General features: G+C 74.8%; 22 protein-coding genes and 1 pseudogene. 13 read left to right on the top strand and 10 right to left on the bottom strand.

What is annotated here, in order from left to right; all coding sequences use genetic code 11:
* The first annotated feature begins 1 nt into the window (after position 1).
* Positions 2 to 466, top strand: coding sequence for a hypothetical protein (locus KSP35_RS08550; protein WP_217000881.1), 465 nt, complete (start codon positions 2 to 4; stop codon positions 464 to 466).
* A 35-nt stretch (positions 467 to 501) separates the two neighbouring features.
* Here KSP35_RS08550 and KSP35_RS08555 read toward each other — a convergent pair whose 3' ends face one another.
* The 3 genes and pseudogenes from KSP35_RS08555 to KSP35_RS08560 form a co-directional block, all read right to left on the bottom strand.
* Positions 502 to 1,455, bottom strand: a complete 954-nt coding sequence (locus tag KSP35_RS08555; RefSeq protein ID WP_217000883.1) for a DUF5719 family protein — start codon at positions 1,453 to 1,455, stop codon at positions 502 to 504.
* A 29-nt stretch (positions 1,456 to 1,484) separates the two neighbouring features.
* Positions 1,485 to 2,120: pseudogene (locus KSP35_RS25725) on the bottom strand (DUF5719 family protein); the annotation flags it as partial.
* The gene (locus KSP35_RS08560) at positions 2,120 to 5,236 is read right to left on the bottom strand and encodes a glycosyltransferase family 2 protein (RefSeq protein WP_217000885.1); all 3,117 of its coding nucleotides are present in this window, start codon (positions 5,234 to 5,236) and stop codon (positions 2,120 to 2,122) included. The pseudogene KSP35_RS25725 and the gene KSP35_RS08560, both read right to left, overlap by 1 nt.
* A 265-nt stretch (positions 5,237 to 5,501) precedes the next feature.
* On the opposite strand from KSP35_RS08560, the gene KSP35_RS08565 reads away from it, so the two are divergent.
* Positions 5,502 to 5,861 (top strand): hypothetical protein, encoded by a 360-nt coding sequence (locus KSP35_RS08565; protein ID WP_217000887.1) that lies wholly within the window; start codon positions 5,502 to 5,504, stop codon positions 5,859 to 5,861.
* Between the two features lie 81 nt (positions 5,862 to 5,942).
* Here KSP35_RS08565 and KSP35_RS08570 read toward each other — a convergent pair whose 3' ends face one another.
* The 4 genes from KSP35_RS08570 to KSP35_RS08585 form a co-directional block, all read right to left on the bottom strand.
* Positions 5,943 to 7,004, bottom strand: a complete 1,062-nt coding sequence (locus tag KSP35_RS08570; protein ID WP_217000889.1) for a glycosyltransferase family 1 protein — start codon at positions 7,002 to 7,004, stop codon at positions 5,943 to 5,945.
* A gap of 83 nt (positions 7,005 to 7,087) precedes the next feature.
* Complete coding sequence (locus tag KSP35_RS08575; protein ID WP_217000891.1) at positions 7,088 to 7,417, bottom strand: hypothetical protein; 330 nt, start codon at positions 7,415 to 7,417, stop codon at positions 7,088 to 7,090.
* Positions 7,414 to 8,277 (bottom strand): hypothetical protein, encoded by an 864-nt coding sequence (locus KSP35_RS08580; protein WP_217000893.1) that lies wholly within the window; start codon positions 8,275 to 8,277, stop codon positions 7,414 to 7,416. The genes KSP35_RS08575 and KSP35_RS08580 overlap by 4 nt, the downstream gene beginning before the upstream one ends.
* Positions 8,274 to 9,308 carry a glycosyltransferase gene (locus tag KSP35_RS08585; RefSeq protein WP_217000895.1) on the bottom strand — a complete coding sequence of 345 codons (1,035 nt, stop codon included), beginning with the start codon at positions 9,306 to 9,308 and terminating at the stop codon, positions 8,274 to 8,276. The genes KSP35_RS08580 and KSP35_RS08585 overlap by 4 nt, the downstream gene beginning before the upstream one ends.
* Before the next feature lie 178 nt (positions 9,309 to 9,486).
* Between KSP35_RS08585 and KSP35_RS08590 the strand changes: the two genes are divergently transcribed.
* From KSP35_RS08590 to KSP35_RS08630, 9 genes are all read left to right on the top strand, one after another.
* Positions 9,487 to 11,649 (top strand): hypothetical protein, encoded by a 2,163-nt coding sequence (locus KSP35_RS08590; RefSeq protein WP_217000897.1) that lies wholly within the window; start codon positions 9,487 to 9,489, stop codon positions 11,647 to 11,649.
* Between the two features lie 41 nt (positions 11,650 to 11,690).
* Positions 11,691 to 12,485: an ABC transporter permease gene (locus KSP35_RS08595; RefSeq protein ID WP_217000899.1), complete on the top strand. Its 795-nt coding sequence runs from the start codon at positions 11,691 to 11,693 to the stop codon at positions 12,483 to 12,485.
* Between the two features lies 1 nt (position 12,486).
* Complete coding sequence (locus tag KSP35_RS08600) at positions 12,487 to 13,758, top strand: ABC transporter ATP-binding protein (protein WP_217000901.1); 1,272 nt, start codon at positions 12,487 to 12,489, stop codon at positions 13,756 to 13,758.
* Between the two features lie 92 nt (positions 13,759 to 13,850).
* Positions 13,851 to 14,390 carry a hypothetical protein gene (locus KSP35_RS08605; protein ID WP_217000903.1) on the top strand — a complete coding sequence of 180 codons (540 nt, stop codon included), beginning with the start codon at positions 13,851 to 13,853 and terminating at the stop codon, positions 14,388 to 14,390.
* Positions 14,390 to 15,568: a glycosyltransferase gene (locus KSP35_RS08610; protein WP_217000905.1), complete on the top strand. Its 1,179-nt coding sequence runs from the start codon at positions 14,390 to 14,392 to the stop codon at positions 15,566 to 15,568. Before KSP35_RS08605 ends, KSP35_RS08610 begins: the two co-directional genes overlap by 1 nt.
* Positions 15,565 to 16,803, top strand: coding sequence for a glycosyltransferase family 4 protein (locus tag KSP35_RS08615; RefSeq protein WP_217000907.1), 1,239 nt, complete (start codon positions 15,565 to 15,567; stop codon positions 16,801 to 16,803). The genes KSP35_RS08610 and KSP35_RS08615 overlap by 4 nt, the downstream gene beginning before the upstream one ends.
* Positions 16,800 to 18,305, top strand: a complete 1,506-nt coding sequence (locus KSP35_RS08620) for a bifunctional 2-polyprenyl-6-hydroxyphenol methylase/3-demethylubiquinol 3-O-methyltransferase UbiG (RefSeq protein WP_217000909.1) — start codon at positions 16,800 to 16,802, stop codon at positions 18,303 to 18,305. The genes KSP35_RS08615 and KSP35_RS08620 overlap by 4 nt, the downstream gene beginning before the upstream one ends.
* Positions 18,302 to 19,819, top strand: coding sequence for a glycosyltransferase (locus KSP35_RS08625; RefSeq protein ID WP_217000912.1), 1,518 nt, complete (start codon positions 18,302 to 18,304; stop codon positions 19,817 to 19,819). The genes KSP35_RS08620 and KSP35_RS08625 overlap by 4 nt, the downstream gene beginning before the upstream one ends.
* A gap of 250 nt (positions 19,820 to 20,069) precedes the next feature.
* On the top strand, positions 20,070 to 21,380 hold the full coding sequence (locus KSP35_RS08630) for a glycosyltransferase (protein WP_217000914.1): 1,311 nt from the start codon (positions 20,070 to 20,072) through the stop codon (positions 21,378 to 21,380).
* A 15-nt stretch (positions 21,381 to 21,395) separates the two neighbouring features.
* Here the strand turns inward: KSP35_RS08630 and KSP35_RS08635 are convergent, their stop codons facing one another.
* Positions 21,396 to 22,046, bottom strand: coding sequence for a class I SAM-dependent methyltransferase (locus tag KSP35_RS08635; RefSeq protein WP_217000916.1), 651 nt, complete (start codon positions 22,044 to 22,046; stop codon positions 21,396 to 21,398).
* Positions 22,043 to 22,990 carry a glycosyltransferase family 2 protein gene (locus KSP35_RS08640; RefSeq protein WP_217000918.1) on the bottom strand — a complete coding sequence of 316 codons (948 nt, stop codon included), beginning with the start codon at positions 22,988 to 22,990 and terminating at the stop codon, positions 22,043 to 22,045. Before KSP35_RS08640 ends, KSP35_RS08635 begins: the two co-directional genes overlap by 4 nt.
* A gap of 105 nt (positions 22,991 to 23,095) precedes the next feature.
* On the opposite strand from KSP35_RS08640, the gene KSP35_RS08645 reads away from it, so the two are divergent.
* Together KSP35_RS08645 and KSP35_RS08650 are read left to right on the top strand one after the other, a co-directional pair.
* Positions 23,096 to 24,013 (top strand): GDP-mannose 4,6-dehydratase, encoded by a 918-nt coding sequence (locus KSP35_RS08645; RefSeq protein ID WP_217000920.1) that lies wholly within the window; start codon positions 23,096 to 23,098, stop codon positions 24,011 to 24,013.
* Positions 24,014 to 24,078: 65 nt separating this feature from the next.
* Positions 24,079 to 24,378 carry a hypothetical protein gene (locus tag KSP35_RS08650; RefSeq protein ID WP_217000922.1) on the top strand — a complete coding sequence of 100 codons (300 nt, stop codon included), beginning with the start codon at positions 24,079 to 24,081 and terminating at the stop codon, positions 24,376 to 24,378.
* 27 nt (positions 24,379 to 24,405) lie between these two features.
* Here KSP35_RS08650 and KSP35_RS08655 read toward each other — a convergent pair whose 3' ends face one another.
* Complete coding sequence (locus tag KSP35_RS08655; RefSeq protein WP_217000924.1) at positions 24,406 to 26,025, bottom strand: alkaline phosphatase; 1,620 nt, start codon at positions 26,023 to 26,025, stop codon at positions 24,406 to 24,408.
* Between the last annotated feature and the right edge of the window lie 76 nt (positions 26,026 to 26,101).

Genomic DNA, 26,101 nt, shown 5'->3' on the forward strand with positions numbered 1-26,101 from the left:
CGTGGCCCAGGTGCTGATCGTCGTCGTCGTGGCCGTCGTGGCCGCCGGGATCGCCGTGGTCCTCCGACGCCGGGACGTCGATGCTCCGGAGCAGGGGCCCTCGTGGGCCGTCCCGGTGCAGCTGGACCGGGCCGACTTCGACCGCCCCGACGCGCCGTGGCTGGTCACCGTCTTCTCCTCGGCCACCTGCCTGTCGTGCCAGGGCACGTGGGCCAAGGCCCAGCTCTTGGCCTCTGACGCGGTGGCCGTCCAGGAGGTCGAGGCGATCGAGCGCAAGGACCTCCACGACCGCTACCAGGTCGATGCCGTGCCCATGGTCCTGGTGGCCGATGCGACCGGCGCGGTGGCCCGCTCCTTCGTGGGCGAGCCCACCGCCACCGACCTGTGGGCGGCCCTGGCCGAGCTGCGCGACCCCGGGACCGTGCCCCCCCGGCTGCACCGACCACTGACCCTTCCCGCAAGGTGACCGCCGGGCACCGACCGGAGGTGGCCCGAGGGGGTTCAGCGAGCGGCGGGGAGCTCGGTGACGGTCTCCGGGAACGGGCTGGCCAGCGACTGGGTGAGCCCGAGGCCCTCGGTGGCGACCACGGAGTGGCTGACCACCACGGGTCCCGTGGCGGTGACGACCAGGGCGGGGTTGAGGAAGGTGGAGCTGAGGTCGAGCTCGCGCCGGTCGCCGGCGGGCACCCGCACGGTGGCGGCCTCGACGGCGGTGCGCTTGCCCTCGACGAAGGCCTCGACGCGGACGGTGACCGAGGCCGCGCCCGGGTTGGCCACGACCACGCTGGCCACGCGGCTGGTGCTGGCCGAGCGGCTCGGCACCAGCCAGGACCGGGCGGCGAGCGGGCTGCCGGCGACCACCGCGAACCCGGCGACGGGCTCGCCCTCGGCGGGCGGCGCCTCCTCGTCGGGATCGGCCTCGGCGTCGGTCGCCGCCGCGACCACCGGGGCCGGGGCGCCGAAGCGGAGCTGCTCGGCGGCGACGGGGACGTCGTCGAGCGAGCGGACGTCGACGGTGTAGGGCACGCCGGGCTCGATGCCCGCCGTCTCCGTGAGGTCGACCAGCTGCTGCTCGCGGGCCCGGACGTCGACGTCGATGGGGTCGACCGGGGCCTGGCGACCGGGGTCCTGGTAGGTGATCACCACCTGGAGGCGGGCCGGGCGGCCCGTGGGGTTGTACAGCGCCAGCTGGGTGCGGGTGCCCTCGGCGTTGGTGGCGTCGGGGAACAGCCACCGGCTCGCCGGAGACGGCAGGCCCGGCGCCGACGCGAGGCCCTGCGGTGCGGCCGTGGTCGTGGCGTCGTCGCTGCCCTCGACGACGTCGCCCTTGCCGTCGTAGGTCTGGATGCGGTCGACGACCACCCGGCCGGTGCGGGCGGTGACCTTGGTGGCGATGCGCCCACGACGGGCCGGCAGGTCCTCGGCGGGCACCACCCGCAGCGAACGCCCCGACACCAGCAGGCCCTGGAGCGAGCGGGGGGGGCCTTGGCGCCGTCGTCGGTGGCGAAGGAGATGTCGACGCTGGTGTCGTCCGGGAACGGGTTGAAGAGGTAGAGCGACTCGCTGGCCCCGATGGCCGTGGAGCCCGAAGGGAGCAGCCACTGGGCGGCGGCGGTGGTGGAGCAGGGACCGGCGTCGAAGCCGTTGGGCCCCGACACCTCGCGCTCGACGGTGGCCCGGCCGCCCAGCACCTCGACGGTGAGGCTGAGGCCGGGAGCGGTGAGCAGGTCGCTGCCCACCAGCCGGATGCGGCTCTTCGCCGGCACCGGGATCGACCGGTGGGCCGTCGTGCCGTCGGAGCCGTAGGCCCGGACGTCGGCGGTGGCGGCGCCGTCGCCGACGTTGGCCACCACCACGGCCAGCTCGGCGGCGCCGTCGGCGCCGGAGGCCGTGCCCCCCGAGCAGAACCAGGCGGTGGACAGGGCATCGGGCTCGGCGGCGACCGGCATGGCCGAGGCCGGTGCGGCCAGGGCCGCGGTGACCGGCTGCGGGCCGTCGTCGTTGCGATCGACGACGACGCCGCCTGCGGCCACCGCCACGAGGGCGATGAACGGCAGCCACCGCCGCGGGGTGATGCGGCGGATCCGGCGGGCGTGGCGCCCGGCGCTGCGGCGGGCCATCAGCTCGCTCCCTGGGAGGTGGAGAGCAGCGCCGGTGGGCGACGCTCGGCGTTGCGGGCTCGCCGACGGACCACGATCACGAGCACCCACAGGAGGGCCTGGCCGCCCGCGGCGAGCCGGCGGGTCAGCGGTGTGTCGTACGTGAGGCGGCCGGTCCCGGTGCGGGTGGCGGCGAACTGGTTGGCCCAGCCGTAGGTGTCGGTGCGGGCCATGGGGACGCCGTCGATGCGCAGCTTCCAGCCGGGGTCGGCCGTCGAGGCGACCAGCAGGTCGCCCTCGACCGGCACCTCGCCGCGCGCATCGACCGCGCCGACGTCGGTGGTCAGGGCCGGCCGGGCTCCGCGGAGGTCGTCGACGATGGCGGCGTCGGCGCTCGTGCGGTCGCCCTGGCGGTCCGGCAGCACCGATCGGGACGACGCCCAGGCGGTGTTGCGGTAGACGACCACGCCGCTGCTGACCGGCACCCGCTCGAGGTCGATCTGCTGGCCGAGCGCGACGGTGAGCCGGTCGGGGGTGGCGACGTCGTCGGCCCCGGACGTCCCCGGCGCCAGCTGCTCGGGCACCACGAGGTAGCGGACGCCCATGGGGCCGAGGAGGTGGCCGAGGCGGGTGGTGCGCTGGTCCTCGGCCTGGTGGAGGGCCCGCCCGAGCAGCGTGGTGGAGCCAGGCGCGTCGCCGGCGAACCGGTCGAGCACGGTGGGGGCGCCCCGTTCGGTGGTGGCGTAGGCCACGCCGTCGCCGTAGCGCCACCCGGAGGCGGGCAGCACCTCGGGATCGCCCACCCAGAGCACCCGGAAGGGGGCGCGGCCGTCGATGGCGAGGAGCCCTTGGAGGCTGTTGGCGTAGTCCCGCTCGGGCATGTGCCACCGACCGTCGAGCAGGCCGCTGCCCAGCGGCAGCGCACCCAGGACGACGCCCAGGGCGGCCAGCACCGAGAGCACCTGCCGCCAGCCGAAGCGGTAGGCCCGCAGGTCGACCTCGAAGGAGGCCAGCCCGAGCGCGGCGGTGAAGGCGAGGGCGGCGGCCACCGGGGCCAGCACGACCTCGGCGGCGGGCAGGCCCATGGGGAGGTGGCCCTCCTGGCCGGCCCAGAGCAGCGCCCACCCGGCCAGCACCACCAGCCAGGCCCGGACCGCCCACTCGAGCCGCCAGGAGCGGCCGATGACCACCGGCAGGGCACCCGCCAGGAGGAACGCCCAGCCGAGCGGCGGTGCGCCCCAGGGCCCGCTCTCGAAGCGCAGGATCCGACCGAGGGTCAGCGGGCCACCCCCGGTGGACCCCACCCCCACGATGGCGTCCCACGGCGACGAGGAGCCGAGCACGTCGAGGCTCCACGGCACCTGGAGGGCCACGGCCACCAAGCAGGCGCCGAGGGTGATCCCCAGCATGCGGAGCACGCCCTTGGCCCGGAAGCAGAGCACCGAGCCGAGGGCGAAGGCCAGGCCGATGGCGGCGACGATGACCACCGCGAACGGCACGAAGGCGGCGACGATGCCGAGCAGCAGCCCGAGCCCGAGGATGAGCGACACGGGCCGGCGGCGGACCGTCGACGCGGCGCGCTCCCCCGGCTCGGCGCCGCCGGGCCCGAAGGGGGCGACCCCGCTGGCCCGGCCGATGCCGAGCAGCAGCCACGGGCTGGCGGCGTAGAGCAGCAGGCCGCTCCAGGAGCCCCGGGCCAGCGCGTTGTAGGGCACCGGCAGCGCGACGTAGACCGCGAAGGCGGCGACGCTGGCGCGGGCCGACCCGATCGGCCGCGCCAGGCGCCAGGCGCCCAGGGCGCCGACCGGGATCGTCCCCAGCACGAGCACGGTGCGCAGGAGCCCCTCGGCACCGAAGCTGAGGTAGCTGACCACGCCGAGCAAGCCGTGCGCGGTGGGCTGCGCGCCGGGCCCGCCCAGGCCGGTCCGGCGCCAGCCGCTCCACCACGACTGGAGGAGGGTGCCGGCGCTGGCCGGGAACCGGGACAGCTCGCCGACGGCCGGGATGCCGTCGAAGATCAGCGAGCGGGAGCCCACCAGGAGCAGGACGCCCAGCAGCAGGGCGAAGGCGGTGGTGAGCCGCCGGGAGCCGTCGCGCATGGCGCCGGCGAGGTCCCGGGACGATCGGGCGAAGGTGGTGACGCGGTCGTCTCGGTGGCTGAACTGGCCCCGGAGCGCGGCGCTCAGGCGGGCGCTGCCGCGGACCTGGAAGCCGCGGACCTCCTTGTCGCTGACCCGGCGGACGGCCTTGAGCGCCTTGCGGCGGCGCCGGATGGCCCCGAGCCGGCGCAGGTTCCACGGCCAGGCGCCGAGCACGTCCCGGGCGTGGTCGGGGTGGCCCGAGACGAGGGCGTACAGCGCCTCGACCACCGCGAAGAGGAGGGCCTGGGGCAGCACCCGGGCCCGGTGGAACGGCCCGTAGGCCACCAGCGTGGTCCGGAGCCGGTGGCGGGCGAAGCGGCGACGGCGGTCGTCGACGGGTCGCCGCTCGCCGAGCGCCTCGAGGTGGCGGACCCGCGCCGCCGGGGCGATCATCACCCGGGCGCCGACCACGTGGGCGCGCCAGCACAGGTCGACGTCGTCGCCGAGGTAGTCGATGCCGTCGTCGAAGCCCCCGAGGGCCTCGAACAGGTCGGCGCGCACGAGGGTGCAGCCGCCGGGGACCACGAACACGTCGCGCACGGCGTCGTGCTGCTCCTGGTCGAGCTCGAGGCGCTCGGTGACCGGCGACAGCACGCCGGTCTTGTCGACGCCCATGCCCACCTGGAGGAGGCGACGGGGCTCGTGCCAGTCGACCAGCTTGGGGCCGATCACGCCGGCGTTGGAGCGGAACGCCTCTTCCACGAGCGAGCGCAGGCTGTCGGGCTCGAGGGCGATGTCGTCGTGGCAGAACGCGTAGAACGCTGCGCCCTCCACCAGCTCACCGACGACGTTGGCGGCGGCGCCGTAGCCGGGGTCGTGGTCCAGCAGGTGGACGTGGGCCGAGGGCACGAGGGCGTGGACGCGGGCGGTGGGGTCGACCGCGCTGCCCGTGTCGACCACCAGCAGCGAGAGGTCGGGGTAGGTCTGCTCGGCGAGGCTGGCGAGCGTCTCCTCGAACCAGGGCCCGGGGTCGTGGGTGACCAGCACGGCGACCACGGCGGGGACGACGGCCGGCAGGACGGCGGGGACCTCGCCCGTCCCGTCCAGGGGGCGCGCCGGGGTCTGGGGCTTCGTCTTCCACGATGGGTCGACGTTACCGGATCGTCACACTTGGAACGGGGCACCCATCACCCGTCGGAGGGTCCTGCGACGTCGGTCACGCTGCTCGCGAAGTGCTTGCAACTGTTATGCAAAGTGCGTATCGTGGTTCGCACGCCAGCACCGTCGCTGGCCGCCCACCGAACCCCCGCAGGAGCCCCCAATGGCTGATCTCACCCTCGACACCGTCACCGACACCGTGCGCGACGCCTTCTACGTCGGCGTCGGCGCCGGCGTCCTCGCCTTCCAGAAGTTGCAGGTGCAGCGCGCCGAGCTGACCAAGGCCGTCAACGCCCAGCTCGACGACGCCAAGGGCACCGCCCTCGTCGGCATCGAGTCCGCCAAGGGCTCGTTCGACAACGTCTCCGAGCTGGTCGAGGACCGGGTGAAGCTCCTCGAAGAGCGCCTCACCGGCCTCGAGGCCCGCCTCGAGACCGTCCTGGCCCAGATCGAGGACAAGCTCCCCGAGCAGGCCCGCGACCTCGTCAAGCAGGCCCGCGACCTCGTCGCCCGCGCTGCCTGACGCACCGCACCCCAAGGTCCCCCTTGCCACCAGGGCTCGCTCCGGCGGGCCCTGGTGCGCGCCCGGGCTCGGGTGCACCGATCAGCGGGCGTCGGCGGCGCGGCGGTAGAGGTCGACCAGGCCGCCGACGGTGGCGTCCCACGTGTAGGCGTCCAGCCGGCGCTGCCCGCGCGCCAGCAGGTCGGCGACCAGGGCGTCGTCGCCCAGGACGCGGGCCAGCCCCTCGGCCAGGGCGTCGACGTCGCCGGGCGGGACGAGGAGCCCGCCATCGGCCAGCACCTCGGGGAGGGCACCCACCGCGGTGGCCACGACCGGCGTGCCCGCCCCGATGGCCTCGAGGGGCACGAAGCCGAAGCCCTCGTAGGTGCTGGCGTAGGCCACCACGGCCGCGCCGCGCAGCAGGGCGAGGCGCTGGTCGTCGGAGACCCAGCCGAGGCGCACGATGCGGCGCCGGTGCCGCGCCCGCTCCCGAGCGGCGGTCAGGGCCTCGACGCCCAGGCCGTCGGGGCCGGCCAGCACGAGCCGCAACTCGGGGTCGTCGGCGGCCAGGACGTCGAAGGCGGCCACCAGCGCCGGCAGGTCCTTGCGGGGCTCGACGGTGCCCAGGGCCAGCACGTAGCGCGGGCCGCCGGCCAGGTGCCGGCCGGCTGCGGCGTCGGTGGCGGGCGTCTCGGGGGGTGGGCGCCGCACGGCGAGGGGGACGGCGACGACGCGGTCTGCGGCACCGGGGTGGAGGGCCCGCACCTCGTCGCCGACCGACTCGCTGATGGTGTGGACCCACGCCCCGCGGGCGAGGGCCCGGGTGAGCAGGCCCGGCCACTGGAGCACGTCTCGGGAGCACATCTCCGGGAAGCGGACGGCGCTCAGGTCGCTCACGGTGACGACCTCGGCCGCGCCGCCGCCGGGCGGCACCACGTAGTTGGGGCCGTGCACGACGTCGGTCGGGCCGGCCAGCCACGCCGCCGAGGGGTGGTCGGCGCGCTGCCAGGCCAGCCGGGCCAGGCGGGCCGGCACCGGGCGCGACCGCACGGGCACGCCGGCGGGCACCACGTCGGCCAGCCGCGCCCGGCCCCGGAACGACACCGCGAAGGCGCGCGCCGACACCTCCGGGCGGGCCGCCAGGCCGGCCACCAGCTCCCGCACGTAGACGCCGATGCCCGTGGGCCGGTCGAGCAGCGAGGTGGCGTCGACCGCGACGGCGAGCGGCTCGTCCGGCGCCGAGCCGGTCAGGGCCGGTCCCGGAGCTGCTCGTGCAGCGCCGCCAGCTCGGCGGCGTGGGTGGTGCGGGTCCGGTCGAGCTCGGCGCGCAGGGCGTGCAGCTCGGCGTGGAGGGCGGCCTGCTCGTGCTCGGCAGCGCGGGCCAGCTCCTGGCGCGCCCGTTCGACGAGCGGCGCGGCCACCCGCCCCGCCAGGGCCCGAGCACGGTCCCCGAGCGTGGCGGGCGGCGTCGCGATCGGGACCAGGGCCGACGGCGGCCCCACGGGCTCGGGCCGGCCGAGGTGGCGCCGCAGCCGAGCCACCGCGTCGGCGTCGATGGCGGGGTGGGTGAGGGTCATCGGGACACGGCTCCTTGGTGGGGGGCGAGGAAGCGGAGGGCGGCCTCGTCGGCACGGGCGCGGATGCGGGCGTCGGCGGGGGTGGCGAGCTCGTCGAGCCGAGCGGCCAGGCGTCCTTCGGGCCCGAGGACGGGCAGCGCCCCGAGCCCGAGCCGGTGGCGCACGGCGGCGGCCGGGTGGGCGAGGTCCAGGTGGGCCTCGGCGAAGCGGCGGCCCCGGCGCGACAGGGCGGCCGCGCCCAGGTCCCACGCCGCCAGCGAGCGGGCCGCCTCGTCGGCCGCAGCGGCGCCGGAGGCGACCTCGACCTCGACGCCCGCCTGCAGGCCGAAGCGCCGGGCGGTGTCGGGCCCGGTGACGACCGGGGTGCCCAGCGCCAGGGCCAGGGGCAGCAGCGGTCCGGTTACCACCGCAGCCGAGGCCAGGGCGAGGATGGTGACGATGTCGTCGGTGGGCTCGCGGTGGTCGACGGCCACCACGAACTGCTCGGGCAGGTCGAGCGCCCGCCGTTGCTCGGCCCGCGCCACGGGCGGGAGGACGGGCCACCGGGCGACATCGATGCCCGACCCCGGGACCAGCACCGCGCCGTGGTCGACGAGGTCCTCCCGGCTGGAGAGGGCCACCTCGACGCCGTCGGCCGCCGCCCGGCGGAGCCCCGTGAGGTCGTCGACCCAGACCGCGGTGGGGACCTCGGGCAGGCCGTGCAGGACGGTCGTGCTGGTGGCGAGCACGGCCGCCGGCGGCTCGGCCTCGGCGGTGCGGTGCCACGAGACGACGTCGGTGCCCCGCCCCAGCAGGCTGAGGAAGGGGACGGCTCGCCGAGCTGTGGTCGGGGTGGCCGCCAGGGCCAGCACGGCCGTCACGACCGCGCTCCGGCGAGGAGGGTGCCGACGACCTGGTCCCAGCCGACGTCGCGCACCCGGGCCCGGCCGGCGGCGCCGAGCCGGGCCGCCAGCTCGGGATCGGTGGCCAGCCGGGTGATCGCCGCGCCCATGGCCTCGGCGCTGCCGTCGGTGACGAGGCCGGTGACGCCGTGGTCGACCCACTCCAGGACCGCGCCGCTGTCGGCGGTGGTGATCACCGGCACGCCGGCGCGGAAGGCCTGCAGGGTGACCGGGGCCTGGTCGGCGACGGCCGGGGCGTGCACGACGGCCACCGCGTTGGCGAGGAGGTCGAGCAGGTTGCGGTCGTGCACCCGGCCGGGCAGGTGCACGCGCTCCTGCAGGCCCAGCCGGGCCACGTCCTCCGCCAGCGACGCCCGCACCGGCCCGAGGCTGGCGACCACGCCGGGCACCGGCCGCCGGGCGGCGGCGAGGCCGGCGAGGAAGAGGCCGGGACGCCCGTCGACGCCGGGGGCGTCGACGTGGAGCACGAAGCTCCCGCGCCCGCCGGCCCGGGGCTCGATGCGGTCCGAGAGCGGCGGCGGGGCGGGCAGGACCGAGGCCGAGAGCCCGCAGGTCCGGCGCACCCGGTCGGCCAGGCTGGCGCTGGCGGTGTGGCGGGCCCGCGCCTCGGACAGGGCGCGGATGTCCCAGTCGACCACCTGCCGGAGGTCCTCGCCCCAGATGGCGTCGTGGGCCGGGGTCCCGTCGGGGGCGGCGAGGCCGACGTCGACGCGGTCGCGATCGGCCAGCCAGGTGACCTTGCGGCGGTGGCGGGCGAAGTAGGCGGGGAAGTCCAGCGCGACCACCAGGTCGGCGTCGAGGGGCACGAGCCGCCAGGCCAGGGCGGCGTCGAGGAGGCGCTCCGGGTCGGCGGCGGCCGGCAGGAGCACGACCTCGGCCTGGTGGCCGGCGGCGGTGAGGGCGCCGACGAGGTCTCCCACCTGGTCCTCGACCGCGCTCGGACCCGCGTGGCGGAACGGCACCTGGGTGGCGCAGACCAGCACGTCCATGGCTCGATTCTGGCGGCCGCACGCCCGCTCCGGGGCGATCCCCCGACCGGTGGGTGCGGTGCCGGAGCGCCCGGAGCGCCCTGGCGTAGCCTTTGTCGGCGTTCGCGGGGCCCTGCTAAGAACGGCCCTTCGAGCGGACCGCCCTGGCGCAGGAGCACCTTTGGAAGACCCCTCGGTCATGATCACGATCGCCGGCTGGTGCCTGGCGCTCGCCTTGGTCTCCACCGTCGTCGGCCTGCCGATCACCGCCATCCGCCGCTCGTCGCTCACCGCGCCGCTGGCCCTGCTGGTCGGCGCGTTCGCCACCGGGCTGGTGGTGCTGCTGGTCGAGCTCACCATCCTGAACTGGCTCGGCGGCGCCTGGTTCGCGGTGAGCGTCGCCGCCCTGGTGGTGGTCGTGGGCGCCGCCCTCCGGCGCCAGGGCTTCGCCGGGCTGCCGCCCGTCGTCCGCCGGGTCGACCCGTGGCTGCTCGCCATCGGCGCGGTGCTGGCCGGCGCCACCCTGATCCGCTTGCGGTCGGTGAACTACATCTCCCGCGGCGGCGATGCCGGCGGCTACGTCAACTGGGCCAACCAGTACGCCCGCACCGGCGTGCTGACCTCCGGCTTCCCCCCGCTCTTCCCGATGCTGCTGGGCCTCACGTCGCGCGTGGCGGGCTCGGCCCACACCACCGACACCGTGCCGCTGCTCGGCGTGCTGCTGCTGCTGGTGACGCTCCGCCTCCTGGGCCAGCTCCACGCCCCTGCCCCGGTGAAGCTGGCGGCCACGCTGCTGGTGGCCCTGCACACCCACGCCGTCTGGTACTCCAGCTTCCCGATGAGCGAGGCGCTGCAGGCGCCGCTGATCGTCATGCTGCTGTCGAACCTGGTGGCCATCGCCGAGCCCGCCGAAGGCCGGCAACCGGTGGGCGAGCTGCTCACCATCGGCCTCATCGCCCTGGCCATCGGGCTGTGCCGGGTCACCGCCCCGCTGCTCGTGGTGCCCATGTTCGTGCTGCTCGCCGCCAGCGCCGCCCGGCCCTGGCGCCGCTACACCTCGGCGCTGGCCGCCGCCTCGGCAGCGATCCTGGCCGGCGTGTCGCTGAGCTACGTCTACGGCATCACCGCCATCCGGCCGTACTACGTCGACAACCAGATCGGCGGCACGGTCTCGCCGTCCACCTTCAGCCGCCTCGACCGCCTCGGCCTGCTCGAGGTCGGGCCGCTGCTCGTGGGCCTCATGGTCGCCGGCACCGCGGTGCTCGCCGGCGCCGCCTGGCTCACCCGCCCCGGCACCCGCTGGACCGGCCGGGGCCCGTCGGAGGCCACCGCCGAGGCGGGCGGCTCGCCGTGGTGGTGGCCGCTGCCGATCTCGGCCGTGCTGGTGCTCGGGGGTGCCGTGGTGGTCCGGGGCGCCGCCGGCTCCGACGTCGACGGCCAGCTCCACCGCCTGGGCTACCCGCTGGTGGTGCTGGCCGGCCTGGCCCTGCTCGCCCGCGCGCCGTCCGTGGCGCGCGGCCTGGTGGCGGTCTTCGGTGCGGTGATCGGGATCATCATGGTGAAGGTCAACGTCGACCGCTTCCCGGCGCCGCTGCCCCACAACCACTACCTGTACTGGGACCGCTACCTGTTCAGCGAGGTGTTCCCCATGGCCGTGGTGCTGGTCGCCCTCGGGGCGACGGCGGCCATCGAGTGGGCCACCGAGCGCTGGCCCGCCACCGAGGGGGGCCCGCGTGCCGGCCCCGGCGGTCCTCGCCGCCACCCTGGTGCCCCTGCTGCTGGCCTCGGTCGCCAGCGCCTCGACGCTGCGCCTCGTCCGGGCCGAGAACTACGACGTCACCCTCGACGGCACCTACGAGTTCGAGCACCGCCTCATCGAGCTGATGCCCGACGCCTCGGCGCCGATCCTCTGGACCACGGCCGGCACCGGTCCCCCGGTCGACTTCTACTTCCCCAACACGTGGCACGCCCTCGGCGTCCCGCTGCAGATGACCTGGGGGGGCGACGTGGCCAACGTGCCCCCGAACAAGAACCCGTTCAAGCCCGAGCAGTCGGTGTCGGTCGGCGAGCTGGCCCAGGCCGTGGCCTGCAGCCCGAAGGCGCTGGCCTACGTGGTCGAGGTCGACACGGGTGGGGAGCGCCTCCCCGAGCGCATCGCCGACGAGCGGCTCACCATCCGCGACCTCGGCACCTCCGAGCAGACCGTGACCCACCTGGAGCAGCCGCCCACCGACGGCTGGCAGCGGGCCGACCTCAAGGCCGACGTGTACGCGGTGACCGGCGAGGTGGACCACGTGAACCCCTGTCCGATCCGTCCCTGACCGCCCGGCCTGCCTGGGGAGCGGCGCGAACCCGCTGCTAGCGTCGCCAGCCGCAATCTGTCCACCAGGAGAGCTCCCGCCCTTGTCCACCCCCGCGCAGGTCTACGCCTACCGGACCCTCATCGTGAACCTGGCCCAGCGGGACCTCAAGGCCAGGTACAAGCGCTCGATCCTGGGCTGGCTGTGGTCGCTGATCAACCCGGCCTCCACCCTCGGGATCTACACGGTGGTCTTCGGCGTGATCCTGAAGGGCGTGGCCCCCACCATGGGCAGCGGCCGCACCGGCATCTTCGCCCTGTACCTGTTCTGCGCGCTGGTGGTCTGGAACCTCTTCTCCGGCACCATCAACATCGCCATCAGCTCGTTCCAGAGCGCCGGCGGCCTGCTCACCCGCACGTACTTCCCGCCCGAGGCGCCCATGGTGGCCGGCCTGGTGAACGTGCTGCTGCAGGCGGTGATCGAGGCCTGCATCCTCATGTTCTTCATGCTCGTGGTGGGCAACGTGAGCTGGACGGTGGTGATCATCCTCCCGATCTTCGTGCTCCTGGCGTGCTTCGCCTTCGGCATCGGGCTGGTGCTGGCGGTGTTCAACATCCGCTACCGCGACGTCGCCTACCTGGTGGGCATCCTGCTCCAGGTGTGGTTCTACGCCACCCCGATCGTCTACGAGATCACCCTGATCGGCGGGGCGGGCCACACGTTCCTGCAGTGCAACCCCATGACCCACTTCGTCTACGCCATGCGGCAGTCGATCTACATGCTGGGCACCCCCACCCTGATCAACTGGGTCGTCATGGCCATCTCGGCGGCGGTCAGCCTGGTGGGCGGCTGGATGATCTTCAGCCGCCTGGCGCCCCGCGTCATCGAGGAGCTCTGAGATGGCCCTGATCAAGCCCGAGCCCGAGAGCGCCATCGTCGTCGACCACGTGTCGAAGAGCTTCCGGCTCCAGACCGACCGCGCCCACTCCGTCAAGGAGCTCATCACCCGGCGCGACCGCAAGTCCGGCGCCGACCACTTCCAGGCCCTGAACGACGTCTCGCTGGAGATCCCGAAGGGCTCGATGTACGCCCTGGTGGGCCACAACGGCTCGGGCAAGAGCACGCTGCTGCGCTGCATCGCCGGGATCTACCAGACCACCTCCGGCTCGGTGCGGGTGGACGGCCGCATCTCGACGCTGCTCGAGCTCGGCGCCGGGTTCCACCCGGACCTCACGGGCCGGGAGAACGTCTACATGAACGCCACCATCCTCGGCATGAGCAAGAAGCAGATCGACGCCGTCTACGACGACATCGTGGCCTTCGCCGGCGTCGAGCAGTTCATCGACTCGCCGGTGAAGGTGTACTCGAGCGGCATGTACGTGCGGCTCGGCTTCTCCGTCGCCGTGCACGTCGATCCGGAGATCCTCATCATCGACGAGGTCATCGCGGTGGGCGACGCCGAGTTCCAGCGGCGCTGCTTCGACCACCTCTACGCACTGCGCAAGAAGGGCGTCACCGTGGTGGTGGTCACCCACGGCCTCAACACCGTCGAGTCGATGTGCGACGGCGCGGCGTGGCTCGACCACGGCGTGCTCCAGCTCACCGGCACCGGGCCCGAGGTCGCCGCCGCCTACATGGACAAGGTCAACGCCGCCGAGCGCGCCGAGCGCGAGGCCGCCGACGAGGCCTTGGCCGAGGAGCTCGGCGAGACCACCGCCAGCGGCTCGTCCAAGCCGGTGCAGGTCGAGGACGTGCAGATCACCGCCGTCGAGTTCCTCGACGGCGACGGCGAGGTGTCGCCGTTCGGCGTCCACCGGGACCCCTTCACCCTCCGGGTCCACTACGACGCCATCCGGCCCGTGCCGTCGCCCGTCTTCGGCATCGCCCTGTTCAGCTCCACCCAGGTCCACATCACCGGCACCAACACCAAGATCGACGGCGTCGACCTCGGCACCATCTCGGGCACGGGCCACGTCGACTTCGCCGTCGACGCGCTGCCCCTGACGCCCGGCGACTACGAGATCACCGTGGCGATCTCCGACGAGTACGTGCAGCACAACTTCGACCGCCGCGAGCGGGAGTACCACCTGAAGGTCCGCCACGGGGGCCGGCTGGCGCCCGAGGGGTTCATGGACCTCCGTGGCAGCTGGTCGGTCGGCTCGGGCGGCTAGCACCACCTTCCCCGGGCCCTGGTCCGGATCGGCCCCGGCGGGCCGCGATACTTGCAGCGGGCACCGACGACCAGACAGGCGAGCAGATGGCCATGAACGAGATCGACGACGCGACCGGCGCAGCACCCACGCCGGTCCCGCCCACCGGCGATTCGGTGGCGGCGACGGTCCAGCAGGTGCGCGACGACCTCGCCGCCCGACGGGCCGCCGGCGCGGTCCCCCACCTCCCGGTCGGCGAGCTCGACCGCCAGTTCAGCGCCGTGATCGAGGCCGTCGACGCCGGCATCGTCGAGGAGCCCCCGCTGGCTCTCGGCGTGCTGCCGGGCACGGCCCACCTGGAGACCTGGCGCCCCACCACCGGGGGGCTCAAGGGCCTGCTCGTCGGACGCCTGCTCCACGTCTGGTCCCGCCTCGTCGGCGCCGTGGTGCGGCGCCAGGTCGAGCCGTTCGCGCAGCGCAGCACCGAGGCCATCGGCGCCCTCATGCACCGCCAGAACAAGATCCAGACCTTCCTCACCCGCGCCCACCTCGACCACCTGCGCAGCCTCGAGTACCGGGTGGCCGAGCTCGAGCGCGAGCTCGACGAGGTGCGGGCCGACCGCACCGGGACCGCAGCCACCGACGCTCCCTGATGTGGGACCAGCTGCTGGTGGGCGCGGCCCCCGGCGACGCCATCACGGGCAACGTCCTGCTGCTCCAGCGCGAGCTCGCCCAGCTCGGGCCCAGCGAGATCTTCTCCCAGCACTACGAGGCCGGCGTGCAGGGCGAGGTCCGGACCCTGGCCGAGCTGCCCACCCGCCCGAACCGGGACCGGCCGCTGGTGTTCCACGCCAGCATGGGCAGCTGGCCGGTCTACGAGGCGCTCAAGGGCGAGCGCCGGCTGATCCTCGTGTACCACAACTTCTCGCCGCCGGAGTACTACGTCGAGTTCGCCCCGGAGGTCGCCGGCGACCTGGTGCGGGGCCGCTGGGAGCTCGAGCAGATCCGTGATCGGGTCGAGCTGGCCATCGCCGTGTCGGAGTTCAACGCCGACGAGCTGCGCCAGCTCGGGTACCGCAACGTGGTGGTGGTCCCGCCCACGCCGAACGTCGACCGCCTGAACCACGTCCTGCCCTCGCCCGACATGCTCGACCGCATCAGCAGCTGGGGCCCCGGCCCGCTGGTGCTGTGCGTGGCCCAGCTCCTCCCCCACAAGCGGATCGAGCGGGTGCTCGCCGCCATGGCGGTGCTCCAGCAGGAGTTCCTGCCCGACGCCCGACTGGCCCTGGTGGGCGTCGACCGGTTCCCGAAGTACACCAAGGCCCTCCACGTCCTCGGGCGCACCGCCGGGCTCCGCGAGCCGCAGTGGGTGGGCCGCATCACCGACGCCGAGCTGAGCGCGCTGTACCTGCGCGCCGGGGCGTTCCTCACGCTCACCGAGCACGAGGGGTTCTGCGTGCCCGCCGTCGAGGCCATGGCCATCGGCGTGCCGGTGGTGGCCTCGGCCCGCGCCGCGCTCCCCTCCACGGTCGCCGACGCCGGGATCCTGGTCGACGACCCGGACGATCCGATGCTGGTGGCCAGCCTGCTGCACACCGTGCTCACCGACGACGTCCTCCGCCACGTGCTCGTCGGCCGGGGCGTCAGCCGGGCCAAGCAGCTGTCGGCCGCCACCAGCCTCCCCCAGCTCGTGCGGGCCGTCACCGACACCGAGCCCGAGCTCATGGCCGCCCTGGCGGCCACGCTCGGCGGCACCACGGCCTCCGACGGCCACCGCGTCACCGGCCTGCCCGCCGGGGTGCGGCTGCCCTCGCCGGGAGCCGCCTCGTGAAGCTCACCTTCGTGGTCCAGCGCTACGGCGCGGCCTTCGTCGGCGGCGCCGAGAAGTACGGCCGCACCATGGCCTCGGGCCTGGCCGCCGCCGGCCACGACGTCTCGGTCGTCACCAGCTGCGCCACCAGCTACGAGGACTGGGCCAACGTCTACCGGCCCGGCACCTCCGAGGACGACGGCGTCACGGTGCACCGCTTCCCCGTGCTGGCGCCCCGGGTCAACGAGCGGTTCATCCCGCTGCACCTGCGCGCCGCCGACACCTACGACGTGCCCCTCTGGCCCTGGGCGCAGGAGCGGTGGGCCCAGACCATGGGGCCCGACCTCGTCGACGTCGCCGGGCCGCTGCGGACGCTCGCCGCCGCCTCCGACGCCACCATCTTCATCGGGTACCACTACACCCAGACCCTCTGGCTCACGCGCGTGGCGGCCTCGGCCGGCGCCACCGTCGTGATCCCCACCGCCCACCCGGAGGGCGCCTTCCACGTCGGGCGGGTGGGCCAGATCTTCCAGCACGCCGATCGCATCATCTGCCTGGCTCCCGAGGAGCAGGACCTGATCCACGACACCTACGGGTGCGGCGAGAAGATCGACGTCGTCCCCTGCTCCGTCGACGACGTCGCCCGACCGTCCGACGGCGCGGTCGCCGCCGCCCTCGCCCGCTACGGCGTCGAGCGCGACCGCTACGCCATCGTGGTGGGCCGGGTCGATCCCGCCAAGGGCAGCGACGACGCCACCCGCTTCGCAGCCGAGTACCGGCGGGCGATCGACCCCTCGTTCTCGCTGGTCGTCGTCGGGCCCGGCGGCGAGGGCGGCCCGGCCGTCGACGGCGTGGTCCCCACCGGCTTCGTCGACGACGCCACCAAGGACGCCCTCGTGGCCGGCGCCGCCGTCCTGGTGCAGCCGTCCTACATGGAGAGCTTCTCGCTGTCGCTCATGGAGGGCTGGCTGCTCGAGCGGCCGGCGCTCATCCAGGCGCGGAGCCGGGTGCTGGCCGGCCACGCGGCCCGCTCCGGTGGGGGCCTGACCTACCGGGGCTACCTCGACTTCGAGGCCGCTCTGGCCACGCTGCTCACCCGCCCCGACCTGGCCAGGGAGCTCGGGGCGAAGGGCCGTGGCTACGCTCGGCGGGAGTTCGACTGGGCGAAGGTCGAGGGGGAGTTCCTCTCGGTGGCGGCCGCCGCCCAGCAGGTCGGGGCCCATCGGCTCCGACGGCAGAGGAGCCGCACCGCATGACCGAAACCACCCCGCCCCTCGGCCTGGCCAAGCGGGCCGGTCGCGTCGCGCTCGGGCCGGTCACGAACCGCCTGGACATGGTCCGCCGCGACCTCGAGCTGGTCCAGGCCACCCAGCGGGACCTGGCGGCGGGCCTGGAGCAGGCCCAGGCCGCCAACGCCCGGCTCGAGGCCTACCTCGACCGGTTCAAGGAGGAGCTGTGGGCCGAGGTCGGGCCGGTGCTCGACGCCATCACGGCCTACCAGTCGATCCTCGCCGAGCTCGACCCCGCCACGCCCACCGACGCGGGCACCGCCCTGCGCCTGCGACTGGAGCACGGGCTGCTCCACGCCGAGGCGAAGGCGCTCGAGAGCCGAGAGCAGTTCGCCCACGAGCTCGGCGAGGTCCGCAGCGGCACCCGGCTCACCCAGGCCCTGGTCGAGCGGGCCCTGTCGGCACCGACCACTGCGCCGGCCGACGACGACGGTGCCGCCCCGGCCGTCCCCCCGGCACCCACCGCGGCGGCGCCCCGCTTCGCCCACCCGGTCCCCACCTTCGACCTGCTCTACCGCGCCTTCGAGGACCGCCACCGGGGCGGTGACGAGCGCATCGCCGCCCAGCAGGAGGCCGACTACCTCGCCCTGCTCCAGGAGCTGCCCAACCCCGAGCTGCCCGTGGCCGACCTGGGCTGCGGCCGGGGCGAGCTCGTGCGGCTGCTCGACGGGGCCGGTCTCGACGCCATCGGCGTCGACTCGAACCACGGCCAGATCGCCGACGGCGAGGAGCGGCTGTTCGTCGAAGACGACCTCTTCCGCTGGCTCGACGCGCAGGACGACGGCACGCAGCGGGCGGTCGTGGCCATGCACGTGGTGGAGCACCTGCCGCTGGACCTGCAGGTGCGGCTGGTGTTCGAGGCCCGCCGGGTCCTCGCCCCAGGCGGCCTCCTGGTGCTCGAGACCCCCAACGCGCTGAGCATCTCCACCGCGGCCACGAACTTCTGGGTCGACCCCACCCACGAGCGCCCCGTGCACCCCGCCTTCCTGGAGTTCCTGGCCCACGAGGCGGGCTTCGGCTCGGTCGAGCTGCGGCCGCTCCACCCGCTGGAGGTGCACTTCCAGGGCACCGACCGCGCCCGAGCTGGCCGCCGACCTCGAGTCGCTGATCCTCGGCTCCGGCGACATGGCCCTGCTGGCCCGACGATGAGCGATCCCTGGCCGCCGGTGCGCGCCGAGGCTCCCGGCGACGAGCTCGCTCGGCTCCGGGCCCGCGTGCAGGAGCTCGAGGACGAGAACGCCCGGCTCGCCGGGCTGGTGGTGCGGTGGCGGTCGGTGGGCCTCGACGGCTGGACCGAGCCGGACCCCGTCCCCGAGCAGGACGACCTCACCACCCTCATGAACGTCGTCGCCCGCGTGGTGCTGGCCCCGCTGCGGGCCGGCAAGCGGCTGGCCGGTCGGTTCCCCGCGGTGCGGCGCGCCGCCGTCCGGGCCCAGGCCGGCGTGCAGGCCCGAGCCCGGCGCCGGTGACCGCTCCCGCGTCGGCGGCGCCGCCGGTCGCGGCCCTGGCCCACCGCCTGCGCGCCGTCGCCGAGGTGCTCGAGGTCGAGGTGCCGGCACCGGCCGCCGACCCTGCGGTCGACGCCGCGACCCTGCTCCCCGCCCTGGTGGTCGTCGTCCGCGCCCACGCGACGCCGGCCGAGGTCTGGCTGCTGCACGTCGCGCTCACCGGCTCCTTCCCCGGGACGTCGGCCATGGCCGAGGCGCTGCGGGCCTTCGAGCTCGAGGCCGCCGACGACCTCGAGCTGTGGCTGGCCCGAGCCTGGCGGGCGACGGCGCATGACCATCGCTCGGGGATCGCGACCTTGCAGGTCGTCACCGACGGCGTGGTGCTCGACGTGTCCAACACGGCCAAGCTCGACCTGCACACCGGCATCCAGCGCGTCATCCGGAGCGCCGCCCCGCACTGGCTGGCGTGCGGCCCCGCCGTCCCGGTGGCGTGGACCGACGGCTGGCAGGCCTACCGCACGCTCGCCCCCGCCGAGCGCCACCGGGTGTTCTCCTGGGACGCCCACCAGGCCGGCGTCGCCGCCGCCGAGGTGCTCGACGTCGCCGTCGACGCCCCCACGCTGGTGGTCCCGTGGCGCTCCACGGTCCTCCTGGCCGAGTCCCTGGAGGCCGGCTCGTGCGACGTGCTGGCCGCCCTGGCCATCCACTCCGGGAACGACCTGGCAGCGATCGGCTACGACCTGATCCCCGCCACCAGCGGCGACCTGGTCCCGGCCGCCCTGTCCGACCAGTTCATGAACTACCTCTCGGTGGTCAAGCACACCCACCGCATCGCCGGCATCAGCGCTTCGGCCGCAGCCGAGTTCGAGGGCTACGCCGCCATGCTGGCCAGCCAAGGCCTCCCGGGACCGGCGGTCGGGGTGTGCGCCCTGCCGGCCCCGCCGATGCCCGAAGCGGCCGCCCTCGTGCCCCGCGGCCGGCCCCGGGTGCTGGTCGTGGGCAGCTACGAGCCCCGCAAGAACCACCTCGCCGTGCTGTTCGCCGCCGAGCGGCTCTGGCAGGAGGGCCTCGACTTCGAGCTGCACCTCGTGGGCGGCAGCTCGTGGGTGCCCGCCATCGGCCGCGAGGTCGAGCGGCTGGCCGGGCTGGGCCGGCCCGTCGAGCGGCACCTGGCGGTCAGCGAGGCCGAGCTCGCCGCCCAGTACGCCACCGCCCGGTTCACGGTCCTGGTCTCCCTGCACGAGGGCTACGGCCTGCCGATCGTCGAGTCGCTGGCGGCGGGCACCCCGGCGCTGGTGAGCGACTTCGGCAGCATCGCCGAGATCGCCGCCGACGGCGGCTGCCGATCGGTCGATCCGCGTGACGACGCCGCCATCCTCGACGCCATGCGCACCCTCCTCACCGACGACGCCGAGCTGGCGGTCCTGCAACGCGAGATCGTGGCCCGGCCGGCCGCCACCTGGGCCGACTACGCCCGGGCCAGCTGGCGCCTGCTGGTGGGCACCGAGCCCCTCCCGGCCGAGGTCCCGGCCTGATGGGCCGCCTCACCGACGCCCTGCCCGCCCACCGGCGCCTGGCCGCCCGGATCGACCTGCGCGGCCCGCGCCGGCGCGCCGCCCTGCGGGCTCGACTGGCCACCCTGGCGGCCGCCCTCGGCGCTCCCGGCCCCGTCGACGGGCCCACCGCGGGGCTGCTCGACCGCGCCGTCGCCGCCCTCGACCCCGCCGACCACCACCACGTGTGGCTGGCCCACGCCGTGCTCGCCGCCCGCCTCCCCCGCCGCCGGTGGTCCTGGCGGCGCTCCGCCGCGCCCAGGTCGACGGGCCGACCGCCGTCTTCGACCTGGCCCTCGACCGGGCGTTCGATCGCAGCATCGACTTCGCCCCGGACGCCGACCTGCGGACCGACGTGCCGGACCACCTCGGCTGGCCCGCCGTCGAGGTGGTGGCCGACGCCGTCCTCGTCGACCTCCAGGGGGTGGCCGGCCGGCACCGCCCGCTCCTGGCCCCGTTCGTGGTGCAGGCCTGCGCCGAGCGCTGGGCGCGCGACCACGAGCCCACCTTCGTGCGGTGGGGCGGGCGGGGGACGTCGCTGCACCGCGTGGACGCCACCGAGCGCGCCGCCGCCCTCTCCGGAGGCGGCTGGCACGGCGACGACCCGCCCGGCGATCGCACCGTGCTCGTGCCGTGGCGCTGCACCTACCTCCTGCTCGAGCCGGCGACCGAGCGCAACCGCGTGCAGGGCCTGACCGGGCTCCTGCTCCACGGCGGCACCACCGGCGCCGGGCTGGGCTTCGACTTCTCCCCCATGACCGACCACCAGCCCTCCGCCGCCCCGCACGACGACGCCCACTTCGCCCTCTCGCTGGCGGCCACCCGCGAGCTCGCCCGGGTGGTGCCGGTGTCGGCCTCGGTGGCCGCCGAGTACGAGGGCTGGCGCCACGCCCTCGCCGGCTCCGGCGCCACCGGCCCGGAGGTGCTGCCCGTGCCGCTCGCGGTCGACCTCCCGACGGTCGACGACGCCACCGGGCAGGCCCTGCGCGACCGGCTGGGGGTGCCCGGCACGCCCCTCGTCCTGGTCGTCGGCGACCACGCGCCGTCGAGCAACCACCTCGGGGTGCTGCACGCCGCCGAGCTGCTCTGGCGCCGCGGCCTCGCCTTCCACCTCGCCATCGTGGGCCGGGGCGGCGCCGACGCCCGGGCCGTGGGCGAGCGGGCAGCGGCACTGCGCCGCGCCGGCCGCCTGGTCGAGCTGGTCGACCACGTCGCGCCCGAGGATCGCCGAGCCCTCTACGGCCTGGCCCACGTCGTGCTGCACCCGTCGCTCGGCGAGGCCTTCGCCACCACCGTCGCCGAGGCCCGCTCCTGCGGGACCCCGGTGGTGACCTCGGCGTTCGGGGCCATGGCCGAGGCCGCCACCGGCGGCGGCGCCCTGCTCGTCGATCCCCGCGACGCCCGCGCCGTGGCCGACGCGGTCGAGCGCATCCTGGTGGTGCCGGCCCTGCACGAGCGGCTGGCCTCCGCCTGGGCCGACGAGCCCGTGCGCACCTGGGACGCCTACGCGGCCGAGGCGTGGAGCGCCCTCACCGGCCGCTGAGTGGCCGGGGGCCGATCAGCGCCTGGGGGTGCGGGCCTCGGCGATGAGCCACGGGAAGGCGCGCACCACGCGCACCGCCTCGAAGTGCTGGCCCAGCGCCCGCTCGAGGCGCTTCGGCGTGAAGGCCTGGACGTGCTCGGGGTCGTTGCCGAGGCGCTTGACGTTCTTGCCCCGGCCGAGGTTGCCGAGGCGGAACCACGGCTCCCACGGCACCGAGACGACCAGGCGGCCACGGCAGATGCGGGCCATCTCGGCCACCGCCGGCTCGAAGGTGGGCAGGTGCTCGAGCACCTCGATGGAGGTCACCAGGTCGGCGCTGGCGTCGGGAAAGGGCAGCACGCCGGCATCGCCCCGCACGACCTGCACCGCGGCCAACCGTTCGGCGGCCACCTTGGCCTTGTCGTGGCGGTACTCGAGGGCCACGACCTCGGTGCCCGCCGGGAACATGCGCTCGAGGGCGAAGCCCTCGCCCACGCCGACGTCGACGCACGTCCCCGTCGGCGTGCCCAGCACGGCGTGGAGCTTGCCCATCCACGAGGCGAGCAGCTTCTGCACGACCGGGTTCGACGTGCCGTACTTGGCCGCGTCCTGGCCGGCAGCATCCTCGGAGAGGCCGGGGGCGAGGCCGATGGCCTTGGGCCGCACGGGCGGGGTCGGCGTGGTCACAGGTCTCCCTCCGCGGTGGCGTCGAGGCTCCGCCGCCGGCGCAGGTTGACCATCAGTTCCCCGAGCAGGCCGAGCGAGACCATCTGCACCGCGACGACCACGAGCAGGACGCCGAGCTGCAGCGCCGGGCGGGTGCCGATGGAGTGGCCCAGCAGCTTGGAGCCGAGCATCCAGGTCAGCAGGGCCGACCCGACGGCGCCGATGACGAACCCGATGCCGCCGAACAGGTGGAACGGGCGGGCGGTGTAGGTCGTGAGGAACTTGACCGTGACGAGGTCGAGGAACCCGCGCCAGAAGCGGGCCCGCCCGAACTTGGAGCGGCCGTGCAGGCGCTCGTGGTGCTCGACCTCGACCTCGGAGATGCGGAAGCCCGACCACACGGCGAGGATCGGGATGTAGCGGTGCAGCTCGCCGTACATCTCGAGGCTGTCGGCGAGCTCCCGGGACATGGCCTTGAAGCCGGAGTTGAAGTCCTTGCCCTTGACCCCGGTCACTCGGGTGGTGACGCCGTTGTAGATCTTCGACGTGTTCCGCTTGATGAACCGGTCGTTGCGCACGGCGCGGCGGCCGGTCACGCAGTCGACGCCGTTGTCGAGCTCGCCGAGCATCTTGCCCAGCTCCTCGGGGTCGTCCTGGCCGTCGGCGTCCATCAGCACGACGGCCTCGCCCCGCACGTGGTCCAGGCCCACGGAGAGCGCGGCGGACTTGCCGGCGTTGCGCCGCAGCCGGATGTAGCGGACCTGGTCCGAGCGGAGCCCCGACATCACCGAGCGGGTGCCGTCGGTGGAGCCGTCGTCGACGATGACGATCTCCCAGGTCTTGCCCAGGGCCTCCAGCGCCGCCGCCGTACGGGGGACGACCTCGACCAGGTTCTCGGCCTCGTTGTAGGCCGGCATCAGCACCGACACGTCGCAACCCGAGGGGTCGTGGTCGGTCACCGCCATGTGATCATCCCTGCGTGCACCGCTTGCACGGTAGTTGCCGACCGTCGTCGGGCCGGGCACTCGGGCCGCCGGGCGCCGGGGCGGCACTCACTAGTGTTCGGGACCATGTCGCCCACGAAGGCCCTCGTCACCGGAGCCCACGGGTTCGTCGGGCACCACCTGATCGACCACCTCACCGCGAGTGGCGACGAGGTCATCGGCATCGACCGAGCCACCGACGGCCTCGACATCACCGACGCCGAGGCCGTGCACGAAGCCATCCGCGAGATCGCCCCCACGTGCATCTACCACCTGGCCGGCTGGGCCGACGTCGGGGCGTCGTGGCGGTCGCCCGTGGCCGCGTTCCGCGTCAACGCCGAGGGCACGCTCAACGTGCTGGGCGCCGCCCGCGACGCCGGCGTCGAGCGGGTCCTGGCCGTCTCGAGCGCCGACGTCTACGGCATCGTCACCCCGGAGGAGCTCCCCCTCACCGAGGACTCCCCGCTGCGACCGGCCAGCCCCTACGCAGCGTCGAAGGTGGCCGCCGACTACCTCGGCCTTCAGGCCTGGCTGGGACGCGGCCTGCCGGTCCTGCGGGTGCGGGCGTTCAACCACCTCGGCCCCGGCCAGACCGACCAGTTCGTGGCCCCGGCCCTCGCCCACCGGGTGGCCCAGGCCGAGCGCGACGGCGGCGAGGTCCTCACGGTCGGCGACCTCTCGGCGCGCCGGGACTTCACCGACGTGCGCGACGTGGTGCGGGCCTACCGGCTCCTGATGGAGCACGGCGAGCCCGGCGAGGTCTACAACGTCTGCTCCGGCGTCGACCTCGCCGTGCAGGACCTGGCCGACCAGCTCGTCGCCCAGGCCACCGTGCCGCTGCGGCTCGAGGTCGACCCGGCCCTGCTCCGCCCCGTGGAGCTGCCCGTGCTGCGGGGCAGCCACGAGCGGCTCAGCGCCGCCACCGGCTGGCAGCCCGAGATCTCCATCGAGCAGACCCTCACCGACCTCCTCGCCGACTGGCGCCGCCGGGTGGCGGAGGCCTGAGCCCGGCGCTCGCCGCGCTGGCCGGTGCCTGGCCGAGCCGGGCCCGGCGTCGGTAGCTTCGGCCCATGGCCCTCCCCACCGCTCCGATCGTCGCCGGCTCCCTGATCGGGGGCTACCTCGTGGCCCGCGAGACCAAGGTCCGGCCGCTCGGCGGCGCGGTGCTGGCTGTCGGCGGCGTCGCTGCCGGTCGCCAGTGGCTGCGCACCACCGGTCCCGGCACCACCGCCGCCCTGGCCGGCATCTACCTCGGCGGCTTCGGCGCCTCGCACCCCCTGGCGAAGAAGATCGGCGCGTGGCCGGCCGTCTTCGCCGCGGCCGGCACCAGCGCGGCGGCCAGCTGGCTGCTCAGCGACCGCAAGCGCTGAGCCCCCCGCTCACCCCGGCCAGGCCGGTCAGGCCGGGCGAGCCACCGGATCGCCGGCGTCGACCACCCAGGTCGCGCCGGTGCTGATCGCCGTCTTCGGGTCCATGACGTCGTCGAGCACGCGGAACGCGACGGTGACGCGCTCGGGAGTCACGGCCACCGTGAGGTAGCCGTGGTCGTTGAGCTGCTGGCGCAGCTGCGGCGTGCGCTTGGACACGTCGGCCGGGAACAGGATCGACGAGATCGGCGGCGACATGAACTCGGGCGCCACCACCTTCGACGACGCGTCGAACGGCTCGGCCTGGACGTCGAGCACCATGCCGGCGTGGTAGTCGCCGGTCAGCACCACCGGGTTGGAGACCTCGGCGAGCTGGGCGATGAGGCGCTTGCGGGCCTGCGGGAAGCCGTCCCACGTGTCGAGGTAGTAGGCGGCCGCGTCGCTGCCGCCGTCGACGCCGGCGAGGACCACCGGGTTGCCCAACAGGTTCCAGGTGACGCCGCCCTCCTCGAGCGAGCCCTTCAGCCACATCTCCTGGTCGGTGCCGAGCCGGGTGCGGTCCTCGTCGACCCGGGCGTCGCAGTTGCCGTAGTCCGTGCCCGACTGGGCGGTGTCCCGGCACGGCGGGATGGCGGCGTCCTGCCGCTCGTCGAGCAGGTGCAGACGGAGCAGGTCGCCGGCGGCGAACGCCTGGTACACCGCCTCCACCGAGCCCTTCGGCGGGTCCAACCGGGTGGGCTGGTGCTCCCACCACGCCCGGTAGGCCGCCGCCTTGCGGGCTTGCCCGAGGGCGGGGTCGTCGTTGCCGACCAGCACGTCGCCCATGTAGTTGTTCGAGACCTCGTGGTCGTCCCAGGTGAGGACGAACGGGAAGCGGGCGTGGGCCGCCTGGAGCTGCTCGTCGCGCTTGTAGTGCGCGTAGCGGATCCGGTAATCCTCGAGGGTCTTGAGGACCTTGTTCGGCACCACCGCCCGGGGCCCGAGGCCGGCGGGGTACTCGTAGATGTAGTCGCCCAGGTGCACCACGACGTCGAGGTCCTCCTCGGCGAGGTGCTGGTAGGCGCCGAAGTAGCCCGACTCGTACATCTGGCAGTTCACGACCCCGATCCCGAAGGCCTTGGGCGACCCCTCGGGCAGCGTGCGGGTGCGTCCCACCGGGCTGGTCCAGTCGGCGTAGCGGAACCGGTAGTGGTGGTCGCGGCCGGGCTCGAGCCCGGTGGCGTCGATGTGCACCGAGTGGGCGTGGGCCGGGCTGGTGGTGAACACCCCGGTGCCCACCAGCTCCGTGAACGCCGCGTCGGTGGCGAGCTCCCAGGTGACGTCGGCCTTCGCGTCGGGCATGCCGCCCGAGCCGTCCTCGGCCACCGGCTCGGGCGCCAGGCGGGTCCACAGCACCACGGCGTCGGTGCGCGGGTCGCCCGAGGCCACGCCCAGGGTGAACGGGTCACCGGAGAGCTCGGGCACGTGCACCGGCTTCGGCACCGTCGAGGTGGTGGCCCGCGCGGTGCTCGACGGCCCCGACCCCTCGGAGCCCGACGATCCGCACCCCACCGTCAGGACCGCGGCGGTGGCCGCCGCCCCGGTGAGGAACTGCCGCCTGCCGATCCCCGCTCGCCCCTGCTGTTCACCATCGCGCTTCCCCGTGTTCACGGTGGCGGAGTCTGCCAGACGCCCGTCACACGGTTGGGCCTTCCCTCCCTACCTACCAGTAGGTAGGCTGGCTTCC

Source organism: Aquihabitans sp. G128 (assembly GCF_019048865.1).
Taxonomy (GTDB): domain Bacteria; phylum Actinomycetota; class Acidimicrobiia; order Acidimicrobiales; family Iamiaceae; genus Aquihabitans.

Bases quoted from the DNA above. Each gene is read 5' to 3' on its own strand.
- KSP35_RS08645 (WP_217000920.1), top strand. From the start codon at position 23,096: ATGTCGCCCACGAAGGCCCTCGTCACCGGAGCCCACGGGTTCGTCGGG.
- KSP35_RS08600 (WP_217000901.1), top strand. From the start codon at position 12,487: ATGGCCCTGATCAAGCCCGAGCCCGAGAGCGCCATCGTCGTCGACCAC.
- KSP35_RS08590 (WP_217000897.1), top strand. From the start codon at position 9,487: ATGATCACGATCGCCGGCTGGTGCCTGGCGCTCGCCTTGGTCTCCACC.
- KSP35_RS08650 (WP_217000922.1), top strand. From the start codon at position 24,079: ATGGCCCTCCCCACCGCTCCGATCGTCGCCGGCTCCCTGATCGGGGGC.
- KSP35_RS08565 (WP_217000887.1), top strand. From the start codon at position 5,502: ATGGCTGATCTCACCCTCGACACCGTCACCGACACCGTGCGCGACGCC.
- KSP35_RS08610 (WP_217000905.1), top strand. From the start codon at position 14,390: ATGTGGGACCAGCTGCTGGTGGGCGCGGCCCCCGGCGACGCCATCACG.
- KSP35_RS08605 (WP_217000903.1), top strand. From the start codon at position 13,851: ATGAACGAGATCGACGACGCGACCGGCGCAGCACCCACGCCGGTCCCG.
- KSP35_RS08585 (WP_217000895.1), bottom strand. From the start codon at position 9,308: ATGGACGTGCTGGTCTGCGCCACCCAGGTGCCGTTCCGCCACGCGGGT.
- KSP35_RS08575 (WP_217000891.1), bottom strand. From the start codon at position 7,417: ATGACCCTCACCCACCCCGCCATCGACGCCGACGCGGTGGCTCGGCTG.
- KSP35_RS08620 (WP_217000909.1), top strand. From the start codon at position 16,800: ATGACCGAAACCACCCCGCCCCTCGGCCTGGCCAAGCGGGCCGGTCGC.
- KSP35_RS08640 (WP_217000918.1), bottom strand. From the start codon at position 22,990: ATGGCGGTGACCGACCACGACCCCTCGGGTTGCGACGTGTCGGTGCTG.